The organism is Vreelandella lionensis, from assembly GCF_002087295.1.
GTDB classification, from domain to species: Bacteria; Pseudomonadota; Gammaproteobacteria; order Pseudomonadales; family Halomonadaceae; genus Vreelandella; species Vreelandella lionensis.
The window spans coordinates 38,326-55,362 of record NZ_MWVI01000013.1 but is presented as its reverse complement, the minus strand read 5'-3'; the positions used below and the strand labels follow the sequence as shown (position 1 = coordinate 55,362).

10 protein-coding genes and 5 pseudogenes are annotated in these 17,037 nt (G+C 57.8%); 9 read left to right on the top strand and 6 right to left on the bottom strand.

The genetic code is table 11. The annotated features are described in order from the left end of the window. The first annotated feature begins 153 nt into the window (after positions 1-153). Complete coding sequence (gene phbB, locus B4967_RS01890) at positions 154-900, top strand: acetoacetyl-CoA reductase (RefSeq protein WP_083023226.1); 747 nt, start codon at positions 154-156, stop codon at positions 898-900. A gap of 105 nt (positions 901-1,005) precedes the next feature. Here phbB and B4967_RS01885 read toward each other — a convergent pair whose 3' ends face one another. Next, complete coding sequence (locus tag B4967_RS01885) at positions 1,006-2,964, bottom strand: DUF349 domain-containing protein (RefSeq protein ID WP_340638668.1); 1,959 nt, start codon at positions 2,962-2,964, stop codon at positions 1,006-1,008. After that, entirely contained in the window at positions 2,952-3,812 is an 861-nt protein-coding gene (locus tag B4967_RS20625) for a hypothetical protein (RefSeq protein WP_340638667.1), read from the bottom strand. The genes B4967_RS01885 and B4967_RS20625 overlap by 13 nt, the downstream gene beginning before the upstream one ends. 181 nt (positions 3,813-3,993) lie before the next feature. On the opposite strand from B4967_RS20625, the gene minC reads away from it, so the two are divergent. The 4 genes and pseudogenes from minC (at position 3,994) to sbcB (ending at position 7,574) form a co-directional block, all read left to right on the top strand. After that, positions 3,994-4,731 carry a septum site-determining protein MinC gene (gene minC, locus B4967_RS01880; protein WP_083023224.1) on the top strand — a complete coding sequence of 246 codons (738 nt, stop codon included), beginning with the start codon at positions 3,994-3,996 and terminating at the stop codon, positions 4,729-4,731. Between the two features lie 156 nt (positions 4,732-4,887). Beyond that, complete coding sequence (gene minD, locus B4967_RS01875; RefSeq protein ID WP_083023222.1) at positions 4,888-5,706, top strand: septum site-determining protein MinD; 819 nt, start codon at positions 4,888-4,890, stop codon at positions 5,704-5,706. Continuing rightward, on the top strand, positions 5,703-5,954 hold the full coding sequence (gene minE / locus B4967_RS01870) for a cell division topological specificity factor MinE (protein WP_016915987.1): 252 nt from the start codon (positions 5,703-5,705) through the stop codon (positions 5,952-5,954). Before minD ends, minE begins: the two co-directional genes overlap by 4 nt. Positions 5,955-6,082: 128 nt before the next feature. Continuing rightward, positions 6,083-7,574: pseudogene (gene sbcB, locus B4967_RS01865) on the top strand (exodeoxyribonuclease I). Between the two features lie 13 nt (positions 7,575-7,587). Here the strand turns inward: sbcB and B4967_RS01860 are convergent. Then, a pseudogene (locus B4967_RS01860) lies at positions 7,588-10,432 on the bottom strand (insulinase family protein). 6 nt (positions 10,433-10,438) lie between these two features. Then, positions 10,439-11,119 (bottom strand): annotated as a pseudogene (locus B4967_RS01855) (SOS response-associated peptidase); the annotation flags it as partial. Positions 11,120-11,308: 189 nt separating this feature from the next. Between B4967_RS01855 and B4967_RS01850 the strand changes: the two are divergent. Both B4967_RS01850 and B4967_RS01845 read left to right on the top strand, forming a co-directional pair. Next, on the top strand, positions 11,309-11,923 hold the full coding sequence (locus tag B4967_RS01850) for a TetR/AcrR family transcriptional regulator (RefSeq protein ID WP_083023220.1): 615 nt from the start codon (positions 11,309-11,311) through the stop codon (positions 11,921-11,923). Then, a complete protein-coding gene (locus B4967_RS01845) occupies positions 11,920-12,600 on the top strand; it encodes a 1-acyl-sn-glycerol-3-phosphate acyltransferase (protein ID WP_083023219.1) in 681 nt (226 codons plus the stop codon). Before B4967_RS01850 ends, B4967_RS01845 begins: the two co-directional genes overlap by 4 nt. Here the strand turns inward: B4967_RS01845 and B4967_RS01840 are convergent. Both B4967_RS01840 and B4967_RS01835 read right to left on the bottom strand, forming a co-directional pair. Next, a pseudogene (locus B4967_RS01840) lies at positions 12,597-13,869 on the bottom strand (HlyC/CorC family transporter). The gene B4967_RS01845 and the pseudogene B4967_RS01840 overlap by 4 nt on opposite strands. A 102-nt stretch (positions 13,870-13,971) precedes the next feature. Next, positions 13,972-14,769, bottom strand: coding sequence for a cytochrome C assembly family protein (locus B4967_RS01835; protein ID WP_062374909.1), 798 nt, complete (start codon positions 14,767-14,769; stop codon positions 13,972-13,974). A gap of 273 nt (positions 14,770-15,042) precedes the next feature. Between B4967_RS01835 and ffh the strand changes: the two are divergent. Both ffh and rpsP read left to right on the top strand, forming a co-directional pair. Beyond that, positions 15,043-16,456, top strand: a pseudogene (gene ffh / locus B4967_RS01830) (signal recognition particle protein). A gap of 294 nt (positions 16,457-16,750) precedes the next feature. Beyond that, positions 16,751-16,999 (top strand): 30S ribosomal protein S16, encoded by a 249-nt coding sequence (rpsP, locus tag B4967_RS01825; protein ID WP_009098555.1) that lies wholly within the window; start codon positions 16,751-16,753, stop codon positions 16,997-16,999. The last annotated feature ends 38 nt before the right edge of the window (positions 17,000-17,037 follow it).

The following is a 17,037-nucleotide window of genomic DNA, read 5'->3' as shown; positions in this document are numbered from 1 at the left end:
AGCATAACAAAAAGCTTACTGTCGGTGTGTCGCCCAATAGAACAAGCGGCGTGCTGTGAGTGAAAGAGGCGCGAATGCGCTTATTCAGAGTGGCTTGCGACGCCATAACAGTGATTAAGGTCCAAGCCATTTGTCTTATCAGGGAGGTAGTCAATGGCCAATCAAGCCCCCGTCGCCTGGGTAACTGGTGGAACTGGTGGAATCGGAACGGCAATTTGTCGTTCGTTGGCAGATGCGGGTTATCTGGTGGTGGCGGGGTACCATAACCCCGACAAAGCCAAAACCTGGCTGGAAACCCAGCAAGCCGACGGCTATAACAACATCGTATTATCGGGTGTTGATTTGTCCGACCATAACGCCTGTCTCGAAGGCGCCCGCGAAATCCATGAAAAACATGGGCCGATCAGCGTGCTGGTCAACTGCGCAGGCATTACCCGCGATGGCACCATGAAAAAGATGTCCTATGAGCAGTGGTATCAAGTGATTGATACTAACCTTAATAGCGTCTTCAACACTTGCCGTAGCGTCATTGAGGGAATGCTGGAGAATGGCTATGGGCGCATTATTAACATCTCATCCATCAACGGTCGTAAAGGCCAGTTTGGTCAGGTGAACTACGCAGCGGCCAAAGCGGGGATGCACGGGTTAACCATGTCGTTGGCGCAGGAAACGGCCACGAAGGGTATTACCGTGAATACCGTCTCCCCCGGCTATATCGCCACCGACATGATTATGAAAATTCCGGAGCAGGTTCGTGAAGCGATTCGCGAGACGATTCCGGTAAAACGCTACGGCACCCCAGAAGAGATTGGTCGTTTGGTGACGTTCCTGGCCGACAAAGAGTCCGGCTTTATCACAGGTGCCAACATTGATATTAACGGCGGCCAGTTTATGGGCTAAGCCCTACCATTAAGCACCAGCGATCTTTTCACAAGAAAGAAAGCGAAAAACGGGGGGCGATGCGCCTCCCGTTTGCTTTGTGTGCTAGCGCTATGTGTAAGCGAGTTATGGCTGGGGCGGGCGGGCCAAACGGCTCAGTAGGTTATCCAGCTCATTGACTTCTTGCAGCCATAAGTTGTGAGGCATTGGCCCTAGCGCCAACAGCGCCACCAGTACCTCGTCCAGCTCATCCGCTTTACTGCGCTCAGTATGAATGCCGCTGTTTAAGCGCTCAACTTGAATGGCGAGTCGCAGTGGTTCATCACGCTGTTTGACGCTGCCTAAGGCGAGCAATGAAAGATGGACTCTTAGGCGTGCCAACTGCTCTTCTAACGCACTCTGTTGCTCACTTGAAAGTGGCAGTGGGGTAGAAAGGCGAGCGTGATTGCGCTGCTGGTGTGCTTCGCTGAAGGCCTCTGTTAGCTCAATGGATATCTCGCTGGTAGCCTCCACGGCCTGTGCGCCCTCACCATTGAGCGCTTGCTGGTCAGCATGTAAGTGCGCATTCACTAGCGGTAGTAAGGCATGCCACTGCTGCACCTTGCCAACAATTTCTAGGCGGCTTAAACGCTCTCGTTTGGCTCGCACAATGCCGCTGAGGCGGCGCTGCATCCCTTCGCTACGGCGATTGCGGGGCATAGGCTCTAGCTGGCTGATACTGGCAAGGTAGGTATCTAGCCGCTCCGATTCATCTGCCTGGGTAGGTTGCCAGCCATCCATTTCATCAATAATGGCCTGCAGTTGGTCAAGCGTTTGCTGCTGGCGGTTGGCTTGTTCGTGCTTATGCGCGTCGCGCTGTGCAAACAGCTGGTCGCAGGCGCTGCGGAAGGTCTTCCATAGTGCTTGCTCCTCCCCTTTTTGCGCGCGGCCTAACGAGCGCCATTGCTGCTGTAGCTGCTTGGTGCGCGCAATGCGCGTTGCCAGTGGCTGTTCACTATCGTTTTGCAGTGCTTGCACTTGCTCAATCAGCTCACGCTTTTGTGCGGCGATCTGCTCAGCACGCTGGTCAATGACCGCCTGCAGGCGGTGACGGATTGCCCCAAAACGGCGGCCAATGGCCTCGGAGCGCTCCCGGGGCACCGGAGAGTAGTGGCGCCATTGGTGGCGCGCTTTATCACGAATCTCCCGCAGCATATCGGGGTCGGCATCTTCAGCGGGTTGAGCAAGCAGCGTTTCCAGCTGCTCGCACAGCGCTTCGCGGCCGTGCAGGTTGGCCTCTCGTTCCTGGTCAAGCTGTGCACGCCATGGCGCTAGGCGCTCATGGATCCGGTCAGAGGCCGCTCGAAAGCGGGCTGACTGCTCACGGTTCGCCGCCGCATCACCAAGCGCTTTCCACTCTTTCCCCAGTTGTCGGTGGTGCCGGTCAAGCGCAGACTCCGCCATATGCGGGTCGTCTGCCAATGCCTCAATGCTGGCGCAGAGCTGCTCACGTTTAGGGCCTGCTACAAAGCCGCGCCAGTCGCGCAGTTCGGCAAGCCGCGCACCCAGGTGCTTTAAGCGGCTTTTTAGCGGTTTGGCATCGCCGCTTGTCAGCGCTTCAATGGCGGGCTTTAAACGCTGATGTAAACGGCTGGCACTTTTAAATGCTCCACGCCCTAACAGGGGTTCAAAGTTATCCAACTCAGCGCTAAGCGCATTAAGGGAGAGGCCTGGCTGCTGGGGCGGAGCATGTTGTGTGGCAAGCTGCTTTTGCGCCTGAGCGAGCAACGATGGGGCCGTCAGCGTCGCTGGCCAGCGGCACTGGGCGACGTGCTCTGCTAGCCCATCGTGATCGCTTTTGGCCAAGGCTTGCTCTACTGCAAGGCTCACGGTTTGCCAACGCTGCCAGGCTTCCATGCTCTGCTCATACTGCTTGAGCGCTTGGCTGTAGCGCTGCTGGGTGGCCTCATTCGGCGGGTGAAGGTCCGAGAGCGACTGCCAGCGCTGGCCCAAGAGCTGGCGCTGAGCGCGCAGGCTGTCAATGTCCTGAGCGGTCAGCTCGTTGGCGTGGGTGAGCCCCTCTAGCGTCTCTTCTAGCCCTTCCAACAGCTGATCGCGGGTGTTTTCTGCTTCAGCGCGGCGGCAAGGCTTTGCTGGCGGGCCTGCTCTTGAGTTTCATGGTCGTGGAGCGTTTTGCGGCAGCTCAGCACCGCTTGATGAAAGCGCTGCTCCTGGCTAACGCTGGGCGGATGACTGAGGTGTTGCCACTCTCTGTCTAAATGGCGGAAGCGGCCACCGTCAAGCGGTTCCCAGGGGGCGCGGGCATGCTGCTCTAACTGGGTGAGCAGGTGCTCCCGCTGGGCCTGCTGTTCTGCAAGCCATTCAGCATCGTTACGCAGCTGGGTGAGCTTCTCTTTAGCGAAGCGAACCACCTGGCGGTCACGGCGCGCCTCTTTAAGCAGCCTCTTGAGGTTCTCTTCGTCGTTGACCCGCTCTGCTGCTTGATGACGCACCGCCGCGACGCTGTTATGACACGCCTGCTGCACCCAGTCTTCTTCACTCGTCAGCTGCTTTAGTGCGGTGAGACGTAGCCCCAGGTTATCGCCCTGCATGGCAATCGTATTCAGCACTCGTTGATCGGTCAGGCTCTCCACGTGAGCTTGGCGTTGCTGCAAGTCTACATGGCCCTCAGCCCCGGTGAGCCGCTGGCAAACGGCGTTGAACCATGCTTCGTCCTGGCTGTGCTGCTCATAGGAGACAAGCAGGCCATTGAGATCGTCAAGCGCGAGCAGCGCCGCTAACTGAATAGTGCTGTCGCTATCGTTGGCGAGAGCGTGTAGGGCCTCCCGCTGCTCTGTTTGCTGAGGGTCAAGCTGATGGAGTACCTTGCGGCGCACCTCGGGATCGGGGTGTTGCCACCGAGGAGCGAACAGGCGTCGTAACAGTCCGTGCATGGATCATCCTGCTAAGAGGTGCGTAACGTGAAAAAAATAAGACATCGATGAGCAGGCGGTTGCAGTCCTCGTCGCCGTCCCCTAGCTTTGCCGTAGCGCTGTGGGTTTTCCAGCGATTCACAACGCAAAGCGCGAGATTGCGCTACCCTTATCTTACCTGAACATGACATGGAGTTCGGCCATGAGCCTCAACGCCAACAGCGCCGACGTAGCCTTTACCTTCAAGGGCGGCATGCTGCCGATGACCGTCATGGAGTTAACGAGCGCTGACCCGGAGCGTATCCGGCGGCAGCTTGCTGGCAAACTGTCGCAATCTCCCGCTTTCTTTCAGCATACACCCGTTGTGCTTAGCGTGGAAAAACTCGATGAGCCCCACCTTGCGTTAGAGCGGATTTGCGCCGTATGCCGCGACCACAAGCTGTTACCCGTGGCCGTACGTGGTGGTGCTGAGCCGATTCGCCAATCGGCATGGGCGCTGGGGCTCGGCTGGTTCGCGCCAGTTGAAGAGGGGCGCGCACGAGCGTTGGAAACTGTCGCTCCGTTGAACGAGCCAGAAGATGATGACATTAAGCCCGCTACTGCCGTTTCCGTAACCACTCGGCTTTACCGGGGGACAGTGCGTTCCGGCCAGCAGCTCAGCGCTGCAGGTAGTGACCTGATTGTAATCGGTGCGGTTAATGCCGGTGCTGAAGTGCTCGCCGCTGGCAGTATTCATGTTTATGGTGCCCTGCGCGGGCGCGCACTGGCGGGTATTCATGGCAATACCCAGGCGGGCATTTACTGCCGCGAACTTGAAGCAGAGCTTTTATCTGTAGCGGGTAACTATAAGCGGCTGGAAGATATCGACTCGCAGCTTTTAGGGCGCTCTGCAGAAGTCCATTTCATAAAAGAGCAGCTGGAAATTAAGCCATTGGGGTAAGCCGCTTGGCTGAGAGGCGGTTAATGCTTCATGCCTAGCGACGCCACGGCCGCTATCCGTTAAGTGTGCTGTTTTGATGACATTGATGTTCCCGTTATGCGCGTAGCGCAACGTAATCGTGCTCGCAATGAACGACTTCCAAGAAGGAAGTGACTCTTGGCCAAAATTATTGTTGTGACCTCAGGTAAAGGGGGGGTCGGTAAAACCACTAGCGCCGCAGCGATTTCGACGGGGCTTGCGCTACGTGGCAAAAAGACGGTCGTCATTGATTTCGACGTAGGCCTGCGCAACCTGGATTTGATTATGGGCTGCGAACGCCGGGTGGTGTACGACCTCGTCAACGTGATTCAAGGAGAGGCCGGGCTAAACCAGGCGCGGATCCGTGATAAACGTGTCGAAAATCTGTTTATTCTCCCCGCCTCGCAAACCCGGGATAAAGACGCCTTAACCCAAGAGGGCGTCGAGAAGATTCTTGAACAGCTTAAAGGTGATTTTGACTATATTTTATGCGATTCGCCCGCGGGGATTGAGCGTGGCGCGCAGCTGGCTATGTACTACGCCGACGAAGCGATTGTCGTGACTAACCCGGAAGTCTCTTCCGTGCGTGACTCTGATCGTATTCTGGGGCGGCTAGGTTCGAAAACCCAGCGTGCTGAGCAGGGGCTTGACCCGGTGAAAGAGCACCTGCTGATTACTCGCTACAAACCTGCTCGAGTGACCTCTGGGGATATGCTGACCCTGGACGATATCCGCGAGATTCTGGCGATTGATCTGCTCGGCCTGATCCCCGAATCAGAAGCGGTGTTGCGTGCGTCTAACCAGGGTGTTCCGGTCACTCACGATGCTTCAAGTGACGCGGGCCAAGCCTACACTGATACCGTTTCGCGCCTGCTAGGTGAAGAGATGCCGCTGCGCTTCCATGAAATGCAGCGTAAAAGTCTGCTGAGCAGGATGTTTGGGGGTAGTCGTCGATGAAACTGCTGGAGTTCTTGAAGCGTGAGCGCAAGAAATCCGCCTCGGTGGCCAAAGAACGGTTACAAATCATCGTGGCGCATCAGCGTAGCCAACGTGGTCAGCCTGACTACATGCCGCTGCTTGAGCGCGAACTGCTCGAAGTGATCCGTCGTTATGTGCATGTGGATGACGACGCCATTCAAATTTCGCTGGATAGCGAAGATAACTGTTCGGTGCTGGAGCTTAACGTCACGCTGCCTAAAAGCTAAACGTTAAGGAGCGCTCAGAGGGGCGGCGGGAAGCGTCGCGAGTGTGCTAGGCTTGAGCTTTTGTTCCCATCCAGCGGAAGATGTCACGGCGCATGGGTGGGCTGTCACGCTCAAGGGAGTTTGCATCCATGGCGCCACCGAATGCCGCCCCTGCCAGTTTTCTCTGGCACGATTATGAGACCTTTGGTGCCGATCCGCGTCGCGATCGGCCCGCTCAGTTTGCTGCATTACGCACCGATGCCGACCTCAATGAAATCGGCGACCCTATCGAGCTGTACGTAACCCCGCCGATGATTACCTGCCGCACCCCGCCGCCTGCCTGATTACCGGCATCACGCCTCAAAAAGCGCAGCGTCGTGGGCTTCCCGAAGCCGAGTTTGCCCGTCAGGTGCAGAGCGCCATGAGCGAGCCCGGCACCTGCGTGGCAGGCTACAACAGCCTGCGTTTTGATGATGAAGTCTCCCGCCATCTGTTTTATCGCAACCTGCTTGATCCCTATGCCCGCGAGTGGCAAAACGTCAACTCCCGCTGGGATTTGATCGACGTGGTACGGGCGTTCTATGCGCTGCGCCCAGAGGGTATTGAGTGGCCGCTGCGGGAAGATGGTGCTCCCAGCTTTAAACTGGAACACCTCACCGCTGCGAACGGCATTGCCCATGAGGGCGCCCACGACGCGGTGGCAGATGTGCGCCCTACCATCGCGCTGGCGCGGCTGTTGAAAGCGCGAAACCCTAAACTGTTCGATTCCTGCTTGGCCTGCGCGGCAAGCGCGCGGTGGCCAAGCAGCTGGACCTGCCCAGCGCCAAGCCGCTGCTGCATATTCCCCGCCGCTATCCTGCCAGCCGAGGCTGCAGCGCGCTGGTGATGCCGCTGGCGGAGCACCCCACGAACCCTAACGGGGTGATCGTTTACGATTTAAGCGTCGACCCCGGCGATTTACTGTCGCTCAGCGCCGAGCAGATTCGTGAGCGGGTGTTCGTCAGCCAGCAGGATCTTTCTGAAGGAGAAGCGCGCATTCCGCTCAAAGTCATTCATATCAACCGCTGCCCGGTAATCTTTCCAGCCACGGTGTTGAAAGATGTTGAGGGCGAGCAGAAAGCTGAGTACGGCGCGATTGTCGCGCGTCTGGGCATCGATATTGCCGCCTGCCGAGGGCACTGGAAAACCCTACGTGAGGCTAGCGGTGTAGCGCAGAAGGTGGCCGAGGTGTTCAGTGGCGGCTACGAAGAGTCGCCTCAAGACCCTGACTTAATGCTCTACTCCGGCAGTTTTTTCTCTGCCGCTGACCGTCAGCAGATGGAGCGAGTGCTGGCCATGGACCCCTGGGACTTAGTGGGGCAGCGCTTCGCCTTTCAAGACCCACGCCTGGAAGAGATGCTGTTTCGCTTTCGCGCCCGCAGCTACCCCGACACCTTAGAGGGCGAGGAGCGAGAGCAGTGGGAGGCGTTTCGTTGGATGCGCATGAATGACCCGGCACTATCAGGCTTTACGCTCAAGGCATTTGCTCGGGAAATCGAGCGTTATAATCAGCAAACGCTAACAGACCGAGAGCGCCAGATACTCGAAGAGTTGGTGATGTTTGTTGAGGCTATGATGCCAGCCCAGGCATTTGATGCCTGAGCTGGCGATGGGGCTAGCGCGCGTCGAACGGCGTGCGCGCCTCACGGTAGACGGCGATATCGCTGGGCGAGTCGCCGGGGTTGAAGCGAATATCTAACTGGTGTGAAAGCAGCGCAGGCCACAGCGCCTGCAACTCTTCAACGCTGACATCCAGCGCCAGCTCAGCGATCTGCTCGCGACGGTCAAAGCGTACCTCATCTAGCGCGGTGGCCTGCCAATAGCGGTTGGCCATGCTCGGCAGGCTAGTGTCCCGCTGGTTCAGGCGGTCATGGACTGCTTGGCGATGGGCCGCTAGTTCCTCATCGCTCAGCGCATTAAGACGCGTTTTCGCGTCGTTCATAAAGGCATCTATGCGCTCGGCAATCGTACCGCTGTCCACGTCCGGCGACTGCACGATCAGACCAATACCGGGGGCTTCCAGCAGCGGCGAATAACCCGCATTAACGATGTAGCCAAGCTGCTCTTCGGTGCGTAGCTGCTGGTAAAACGTTGTGTCCAGCCACTGGGCCAGCACGCTCAAGCGAGCTTGCTCCTCAACGCTGGTATCGCGCCCCTGCAGATAACGCAGCACCAGCGACTCTTCGCGGGTACTGTGAGGATGCAGTATTTCTGACTCATCACTGACTTCCAGCGGTGTCAGCGGCGGAATGTCGTTGCGTGTCAAACGTGGCGTAAGCGCACCGCGAATCAGATTGGCCTGTTCCTGCGCCTGCTCGGCGTTCAGGTTGCCCACCGCCATGGCGTCGATGTACAAATCATCCAAGAAGCGCTGACGGAAATTCTCCAAATGGCGCTTCTCTAGCCGCTGGCTCGCTTCCAGTAGTTCAGCAGTGGACCACTGCGGCGTCAGTAGCGCTTCACCTAGTGCGCGGCTTGCCTGACCCGTCAACGACGCTTGAGGGGCGTTGCGCCACTCCCGCTGTAGCTGATAGCGCACCCGCTCAAACGCACCGGTAGAGATATCCGCCTGCTGAAGCTGTTCAAGGGCTTGCTCGATCAGCGGTGTTTGGCCATCACGCCAGCCAGAAAACGACAGCGTCATACCGCGCGCATGGGCGTAAGCGCTAAACGACTGCCCGGCGATCCACGCGGGGTAGAGCGACTCATTAAGGCTGTCGTTTAGCCAGCCTGCCAGCAAGCGCGTGAGTACCGCTTCTTCCACCGAGTAGCTGGCGCTGGGATGCTGCAAGCTCACCCGCCACTCGACGCTGGGCGTATTAAAACGGCTGTCCGGCATGTGCCAAGCGGTAAACGTAGGCGTCTCGATCAAGGCAGTAGGCTGCTCATCCTGGCCTCCCTGAAGGGTGAGGTCGCTGGCAATAAAGGGGTTAGGTTCTGGTAAGGCTAAGCCGCTCAGCGCCTGACCGGTGGTGGTCGGCGACTGCTCTTTCCACTGGGTGTTAAACCACGCGGCGATATGGTGTCGCTTTCGACATCCGGGGCAGAGTAAAAACGTAGCATGTTGTCCTGAGTCAGCGCGTCCAAGTAGCGCTGCTGGCGCTCACTGTCCATGCCGTCCATCCGGTACGCGGCGTACTGCACGTCCTCGACCGGGTAGCGGGAGAGGCTCATGGCTAGGCGGGTGGCCTCTTGCTGAGGAGCGCCGTGCTGCTGAAAGCGAAATGCCTGCTCGCTAAGGCTTTTCTGCTCGTCATAGCGCCATTCGGCTAGGCCTGTGTCGCGTATTTGCTCAATGGCGGCAAACAGCGACGCTTCGATATCGTCCAGGCGTTCGGCGCCCGCCGGAGTGAGGCTGATGGAAATGGTAAACAGCGCTTCGTTACCATCGCCACGGCCCACACCTGCGGAGAGCCCGTCGGCCAAGCCTGACTCACGCAGTACCGACAGCAAGCTGCCATCACCCTCATCGCCCAGTAAATGCGCGATGAGCTGAGTTGGCTTGGTGCGATACTCGTCGGTAGGGTCAGGAACAGGGAAATAGAAACGCAGTGTTGGCGACGATCCTGCAGCGATTGTCGCTCTACGTAGCGCGGCAGCGTGTCGGGGTCGATCAGCGGCGCATCAATGGTGGGGGCGCTTAGGTCATTATCAGGAATGTCGGCAAAGCGCTCGATTACTAGCTCTTCCAAGGTGTCCAGCGGTTGCGGAGCCACAATCGTCAGGTTCATGACGTTGGCATCGTAGTAGCGGTGGTAGAACTCGATCACCCGCTCGCGCAGCGTTGCCTCGCCTTCTGGGTTGGCCAGCGTGTCTCGGCTGCCCACCGCAAACCCTGTAGTGGGATTGTCAGGGTTGAGCAACTGGTTTAGCACATCGTTCTCGCGGCGTGATTCATCGCGAATACGCGCCATATACTCGGAATGAACGATATTGCGCTCGCTCTCTAGGTGATCAGCATTAAACAGCGGCGAGAGGAAAAACTCGCTAAAGCGATCTAATGCGCCAGGCAGCGCTGAAGGCTCAATATCGAAAAAGTAGTTGGTGTCCTGCTGGGCAGTAAAGGCGTTGTGGGAGCCTGCATTGTCGGAAATATATTGCTGGTAAGCATCCGATTGTGGATAGGGCTCGGTGACCAAGAACAGCATATGTTCCAAAAAGTGCGCCAGCCCCTGTAGGTCGTCTGGGTCCTGGGCGCTGCCGACCCGCACGTTCATGGAAGCAGCGGCCTTGTCGGCATCGGGGTCGCTGACCAGCAGCGCCTGTAGGCCATTATCGAGCGTTACCACGCGGTAGTCGCGATCATCGAAGGGGCTGATTGTGGGTGTGATGACCTCGGCAACCGGGCTCTCTTCCGCCCAAAGGCTAGGGGCAGGGGCCAAGAGCAGGCCGATGGTTAGGCCAAAAACGGCGCGCCGCGCCTGAAGGCGAGGCGGAATAGCAGACATGGTTGGCAACATTACGGGCTCCTGTGACACGGTCCAGCGCAGCATTGGCCCTGTGGGGTGCGCGCAAGAGGGTGACTGGTAGGCAGGGTTATTCACATGCTTTGATACCGGAAAAGCGCCCAACAGTTCCAGCGGTGCCGGCATCAATAGTGGTGTTAGCGACGTAAGCTCAGTGCTGGGGTCTAACCATTGATGTAGCGCTTCCGGGGGAATAATCACCGGTAAACGGTCAGTCAGTGGTGACAGGCAGGCATTGGCAGGCACGCTGATCAGCGCCGTCGAATCGGTAAAAGTGGTGAGAGTTGTGTGGTAACGGCACCAGAGCGCGCCGAGCAGCAGCGGGCCGCGATTCACTTGGGTGACTAGAAACGGCTGCTTACTGCGCGCCTGCGGCTTCCAGATATAAAAGCCGCTGACAGGAATTACGCACCGTCGAGCGCTAAACGCCTCATGAAACATGGCCCGCTTGCTAAGCGTTTCCGCTCGCGCGCAGTGAGGAGCGTGGTCGAGCACTTTGAGCCACGGCGGCGTCAGCCCCCAAAAAAGAGGGGTGGTCGTTAATCGCCCCTGCTCAAGGCGGAAGGCCGACACTGGTTGACGCGGGGCTAGATTGGGCGACTCAATTAGTGGCTCGGTGCTCTTTAGGTCTGGCGCAAGGCGGGCGAGCGATAGGCGCTGTACGTGTAGGCGTCCCGTCATGCCGATCTCCTTAATGCGCGATGCCTGCGGCGCTGATACAAAATGGCGAGGGGGAGTAGTAATACGTTAAATGTCGCGTTTTAGTGTCGAAAACAGTGTTCGATGTAAGGTATCCTATCGTATACCTTGCTCACGCTAAAGCGCGATGAGGCAGTCTTCCCTGTTTGCCGTTGACCTGAAGAGATCGCCATGGCCCGTCCTAGACAGCATGCGCCCGATGCCCTCCACGCGCAGGTCATGCACGCTTGTGATGAGTGGTTGGCTAAGCAGCCAGTCTATGGTTTATCACTACGTGCACTGGCCAGAGAGGTGGGCTGTGCGCCCAGTACGCTGCTAAAACTATACGGCAGCTTTAATAATTTATTGCAGCACGTCAACGTCGAAACCCTCGCACGTTTGCAGCATACCATTACCAGCCTGGCTGAGGATGCCCCGGGGCCGTGGCTGCGTTCCCTGGCACACGCCTATTGGCGGTTTGCGGAGGAAGACTGCTACCGGTGGCAGCTGCTGTTTGACTACCCGCTCGCCCAGGAAGGGGAGTTGGACCAGCGCCAGAGCGACCTGATTGAAGCCCTGTTTACCCAGGTGGAGACATCGTTAAAGCAGTATCAACCTGCGCTGGATGACCTAGAAGCACGCCGCCTTGGCCGTACCTTGTGGGGCAGCGTTCACGGCTTGGTGCAGCTTGGCTTGAACGAGCGGCTAGGCTACTGGCAGGGGCAGCAACTCAAAGTCGATGAGCTATTGGATCAACTCATGAGCACCGTGCTGGCCGGGTTGCGACACCGGGGGGCGGTGACGTGACATGGGGGATCAAAACCACCCGCTGCTTGCTGCGCCGCGTGATCTATGTGGCCATGCGCGGTTGCTACCGGCTGTCGGTGCATGGCCAAGGGCACGTACCCAAACGGGGCGCTGCGTTGGTCGTCTGTAACCACGTTAGCTTTATGGATGCACTGGTGCTGGGCGGTGGAAGCCCTAGGCCGCTACGGTTTGTGATGGATCAGCCCATCTTCGGATCCCGCTGGCTGAAGTGGTGGTTTCAACTGGTCGGAGCGATTCCGATCGAATCGGAACGCCATAGCCCGGGAGCGCTGCGGCGCACCCTGGATGAAGTGAGCAAGGCGCTGCGTGAGGGCGATATCGTGATGGTGTTTCCGGAAGGGCGCTTAACCCCAGATGGCGACATTCATACCTTTCGCCGTGGGCTCGAAACCATTCTCGCCCGAGACAACGTGCCGGTAATTCCGGCAGGCTTGGCGGGGCTCTGGGGGTCGCGGACCTCCCACTACGGCGGCAAAGCACTAAAGAAGTGGCCTTCGCGGTTTAGAGCGCCAGTGAGCCTACACTTTGGTCCGCCCATTTTAGTGCATGAAGTCGAGGGTGTGGCGTTAAGGCGCTTCTTGGAGCAGCGGGTTAGGGCATTGAAGGCCGCGGGCGATAGCGAGATCACCCGTTGCCAACCGCGACAGCAGGATTAGCGACGGGCCAGGCGCAGCTTTTGCCAGCAGCGCGCTGAGGTGATCAGGTTATCGCGAATTTCCAGAATCTCCATCCGTGTGTTGCCGATCTGCAGGCAGGCTGGACCTTCTGGGAAAGCTTCTAAGTGCTCAAGAATTAACCCGTTTAACGTCTTTGGGCCGTCGGTCGGCAGTTCCCACCCCAGCATCTTATTGATCTCACGAATGTTAGCCGTGCCTTCAATGACATGGCTACCATCATCCTGCTGGTGAATCTCGTCATCTTCAGAAACGTCGGTGGTCAACTCGCCGACGATCTCTTCGCGAATATCCTCAAGTGTCACCAGCCCCTCTACATCGCCGTACTCATCCACCTCGATGCCTATCCGCCGCTTCTGCTTCTGGAAATTCAGCAGCTGGGTATGCAGCGGTGTGGATTCGGGAATGAAGTAGGGCTCGCGTGCCTCTTGCACAATCGACGCTTTAGTGACTTCGCTGCGGGATAAAAAGCGCGCCGCGTTGCGCAGGTGGAGCATACCAATAATGTGTTGATATCGCCCTTATAGACCGGCAGGCGTGTGTGCTGGCTGGTGCGGATCTGGGTCAGAATATCTTCCAGTGAGTCGTCCAGGTCGATGCCCAACACTTCGTGGCGGGGCACCATGATGTCGTTCACCCGCACGTTCTCAAGATCCAGAATCGACAGCAGCATGGCTCGGTGGCGATAGGGAATCAGCGTACCCGCTTCATGTACCACGGTGCGCAGCTCATCACGGATCAGGCTATCGCCGCCGTTATCCACGCTTTTCACGCCAATCAGTCGCAGCAGCCCGTTAGACATCACATTGACCAGCCACGCCAAGGGGTAAAGCAGCTTTAGCAGCGGCTCCAGGGCGTAGGAGGTGGGGTAAGCAATGCGCTCAGGCTTAATAGCGGCGTAGGTTTTGGGCGTCACTTCCGCAAAAATCAGAATGGTAATGGTGAGCAGCGCGGTGGAAATAGCCGGGCCGGACACATCGCCAAAAAAGTGGATGGCAATAATCGTGGCAATGGAGGCTGCCAAGTTATTGACGAAGTTATTGCCAATCAGAATACGCCAATGAGTCGATCGGGGCGGGTAAGCAAGCGCATCACGCGCTTGGCGCTACGGTCGCCGCTGTTGGCTTGGTGGCTAAGTCGATAGCGGTTGATCGACATCATGCCCGTTTCAGAACTAGAGAAGAAGGCAGACAGCAGGATGAGTAAGGCTAGCAGGCCGAACAGTAACCCCAGGGGGAAGTCGTCGCTCAAGTCGAAAGTTCCTTTATGGCGTATTAAGCTCGATTTTTAGAAGCATGGCAGTGGCGTGTCAAGCGCGCGTTTACTGACGCGATCACCACTAAGCCCGCAGGCTTAGCGGTTAAGCAGAATTTCCAGCACGAATTTACTACCAAAGTAGGCCAACAGAAGAAGGGCGCAGCCACCGAGGGTCCAGCGCACGGCTCGCATGCCGCGCCAGCCAAAACGGTAGCGGCCCACCAGTAGCGTGGTGAAAATGATCCATGCGCCCAGTGAGAGAACAGTTTTATGAACCAAATGCTGAGCAAATAGATTATCGAGGAAAATTAAGCCGCTAATAATTGACAAGGTCAGCAGCACAATACCCGCCCATACCAGCTCAAACAGCACACGCTCCATGGTGGTGAGCGGCGGTAAAGACTGGACGATGCCGCGAATATGGTGATGACGCAGCGCCTGATTCTGTAATCCCACCAGCACCGCCTGCACCGCGGCAATGGCCAGCACGGCAAAGGCCAGCGCTGAGCTCACGGCATGCAGCAAAATACCCGGTGTTAAGCCGCTATGGCTGCCCTGGCTAGGCAGCCAAGTGGCCACAATCAGGGCAATGCCAGCAAGTGGAAACAGCGCGATGCCCGCATTAAGCACTGGCTTGAATAGGCTGGCCACCAGTACCACATTCACCGCCACCGCCATCAATAACGTGGCACTGGTGGTAAAGCCGGGCAGCAGCCCCGGTGATTCCCCCACCAACTGCACGACCACAGGAATATGCAACAGCAGGCCCAGCGCGCCTAGCAGACGTACCATGCCTTGGCGGGGAGGCACCCGGCGAAACAGCGTCATGCCCTGCCAAATAGCAGCGGCGACATAGAGAATAAAAGCGATCGTGGCGAACGGGAGCGCCTGCATGATGCTATCCATGCGCCTTGCAGCGCGTTGTTGAGAAAAATAGGGTCAGAACAGCGCCTGTATCCGAGTGGCAATACCTCCCAGTCAGGACGCCTCAATGTATTTTCCGGTCAATCTAGATCGGCTCGCCTACTATAACCAATCAAGGCGGCGTCGCACAGCCATCGAGCGCCAACGCTGACGCCCATGGAGACTCAGGCCGCGAGCGCGTATAATCGCGGCCACATTCGTCCGGTGAATACGCCCGGCGACAGCGACGGAGGCAGAGGCCCCATGTTTCAGAATCTGAGCGAGCGTCTTTCCCAGACGCTGAAGTCGATCAAAGGCCAAGCACGGCTAACCGACGACAATATCAAAGATACCCTACGTGAAGTACGCAAAGCGCTGCTTGAGGCAGACGTAGCGCTACCGGTAGTTAAAGCCTTTATTGAGCGGGTGCGCGAGCGTGCGGTCGGCCAAGAGGTGTCGAAAAGCCTCTCGCCGGGCCAACAGTTCGTCAAAATCGTCCAGCAAGAGCTGGAAGCGATTATGGGCGAGGCCAATGAAGGCCTTAGCCTAAAAGGCTCTCCCGCTGTCGTGCTGATGGCCGGTTTGCAGGGGGCGGGTAAAACCACCTCCGTCGCCAAGCTGGCCCGCTATCTGCGTGAGCGCGAGAAGAAAAAGGTGCTGGTGGTCTCGGCGGACGTCTACCGTCCGGCGGCCATCGACCAGCTTGAAACCCTGGCGAAAGAGGTTCAGGTCGACTTCTTCCCCTCCCGCTCTGACCAGAAGCCGGTCGACATCGCCAACGCGGCCATCAAGCACGCTAAAATTCAGTTCCACGACGTAGTGCTAGTCGATACTGCAGGCCGCCTTGCCATCGATGAAGCGATGATGGCGGAAATTCAGGCACTGCATAAGGCGGTTTCTCCCCAAGAAACGCTGTTTGTCGTCGATGCCATGACTGGCCAGGATGCGGTAAATACCGCCAAGGCGTTCAATGAAGCGCTGCCCTTGACCGGTGTGATCCTGACCAAGGCTGATGGTGATGCAAGGGGTGGTGCTGCACTGTCTGTCCGTCATGTCACGGGTAAGCCGATCAAGTTTATGGGGGTTGGTGAAAAGGTCGATGCGCTAGAGCCTTTCCACCCCGACCGGGTCGCGTCTCGAATTCTTGGCATGGGCGACATGCTGTCGCTGATCGAAGAGGCCGAGCGCACCGTCGATAAGGACAAAGCTGCCCAGCTTGCCAGCAAGGTGAAGAAAGGTGACGGCTTTGATCTGGAAGACTTTCGCGACCAGCTTCAGCAGCTCAAAAAAATGGGCGGCATGGGCGGCCTGCTCGGCAAGCTGCCGGGTATGGGCCAAATGGCCGAACTGGCGCAAGGCCCCGGCCCTGAGAAGGAGCTAGGCAAGCTAGAAGCGCTGATCAACTCCATGACGCCCAAAGAGCGCCGCAAGCCCGACATCATTAACGGTTCGCGCAAGCGCCGCATAGCAGCGGGGGCGGGCCTGCAGGTGCCTGACTTGAACCGCCTGCTAAAGCAGCACAAGCAGATGCAGAAGATGATGAAGAAAGCGGGCAAGAAAGGTGGCATGCAGAAAATGATGCGCGGTATGTCGGGCATGATGGGTGGCGGCGGCGGCCCGGGTGGTCCCGGTGGTATGGGGCGGCATGGGTGGTCCTGGCGGCTTACCCTGGCGCTAAATGGTACCTGTCGTCGCGTTCTGATGCGCTTGGTAAGGTTGACGGCCTGTGAGTTTTCTGGCTGTCAGGCTTTCCAAGCCGAGCGCATTTGCGTAGAATGCGGCCTCTTCATGCGTGGGTGTTGGCAAAATGTGCGTTAGCACGGCCCCAATACTTGCCAGTGAAGGTCCTGATGGTGTGTCGCCTTGGCTTATATAAGCAGGTGGTGCGCCAAGAAAACAGTATGACGAGTGTTCTGATAGCGGTTTGCGCTATGCCCCACTCTCGTAACCTCAACCGAAGGATAGTTATCGTATGGTTACCATTCGTTTGGCACGTGGTGGCGCCAAAAAGCGTCCCTTTTATCACCTGACTGTTACCGATTCTCGCAACGCCCGTGACGGCCGTTTCATCGAGCGTATCGGCTTCTTCAATCCGGTTGCCCGTGGTCAAGAAGAGCGTCTGCGTGTTGATCTGGATCGCGTTACTCACTGGCAGAGCCAAGGCGCCCAGCTGTCTGGTCGTGTTGCTGAGCTGGTTAAAGAAGCGCGCAAGCAGGCCTAAGCCTGTTGCCCGTCGCAAGTCATAGCAATAGATGCTGT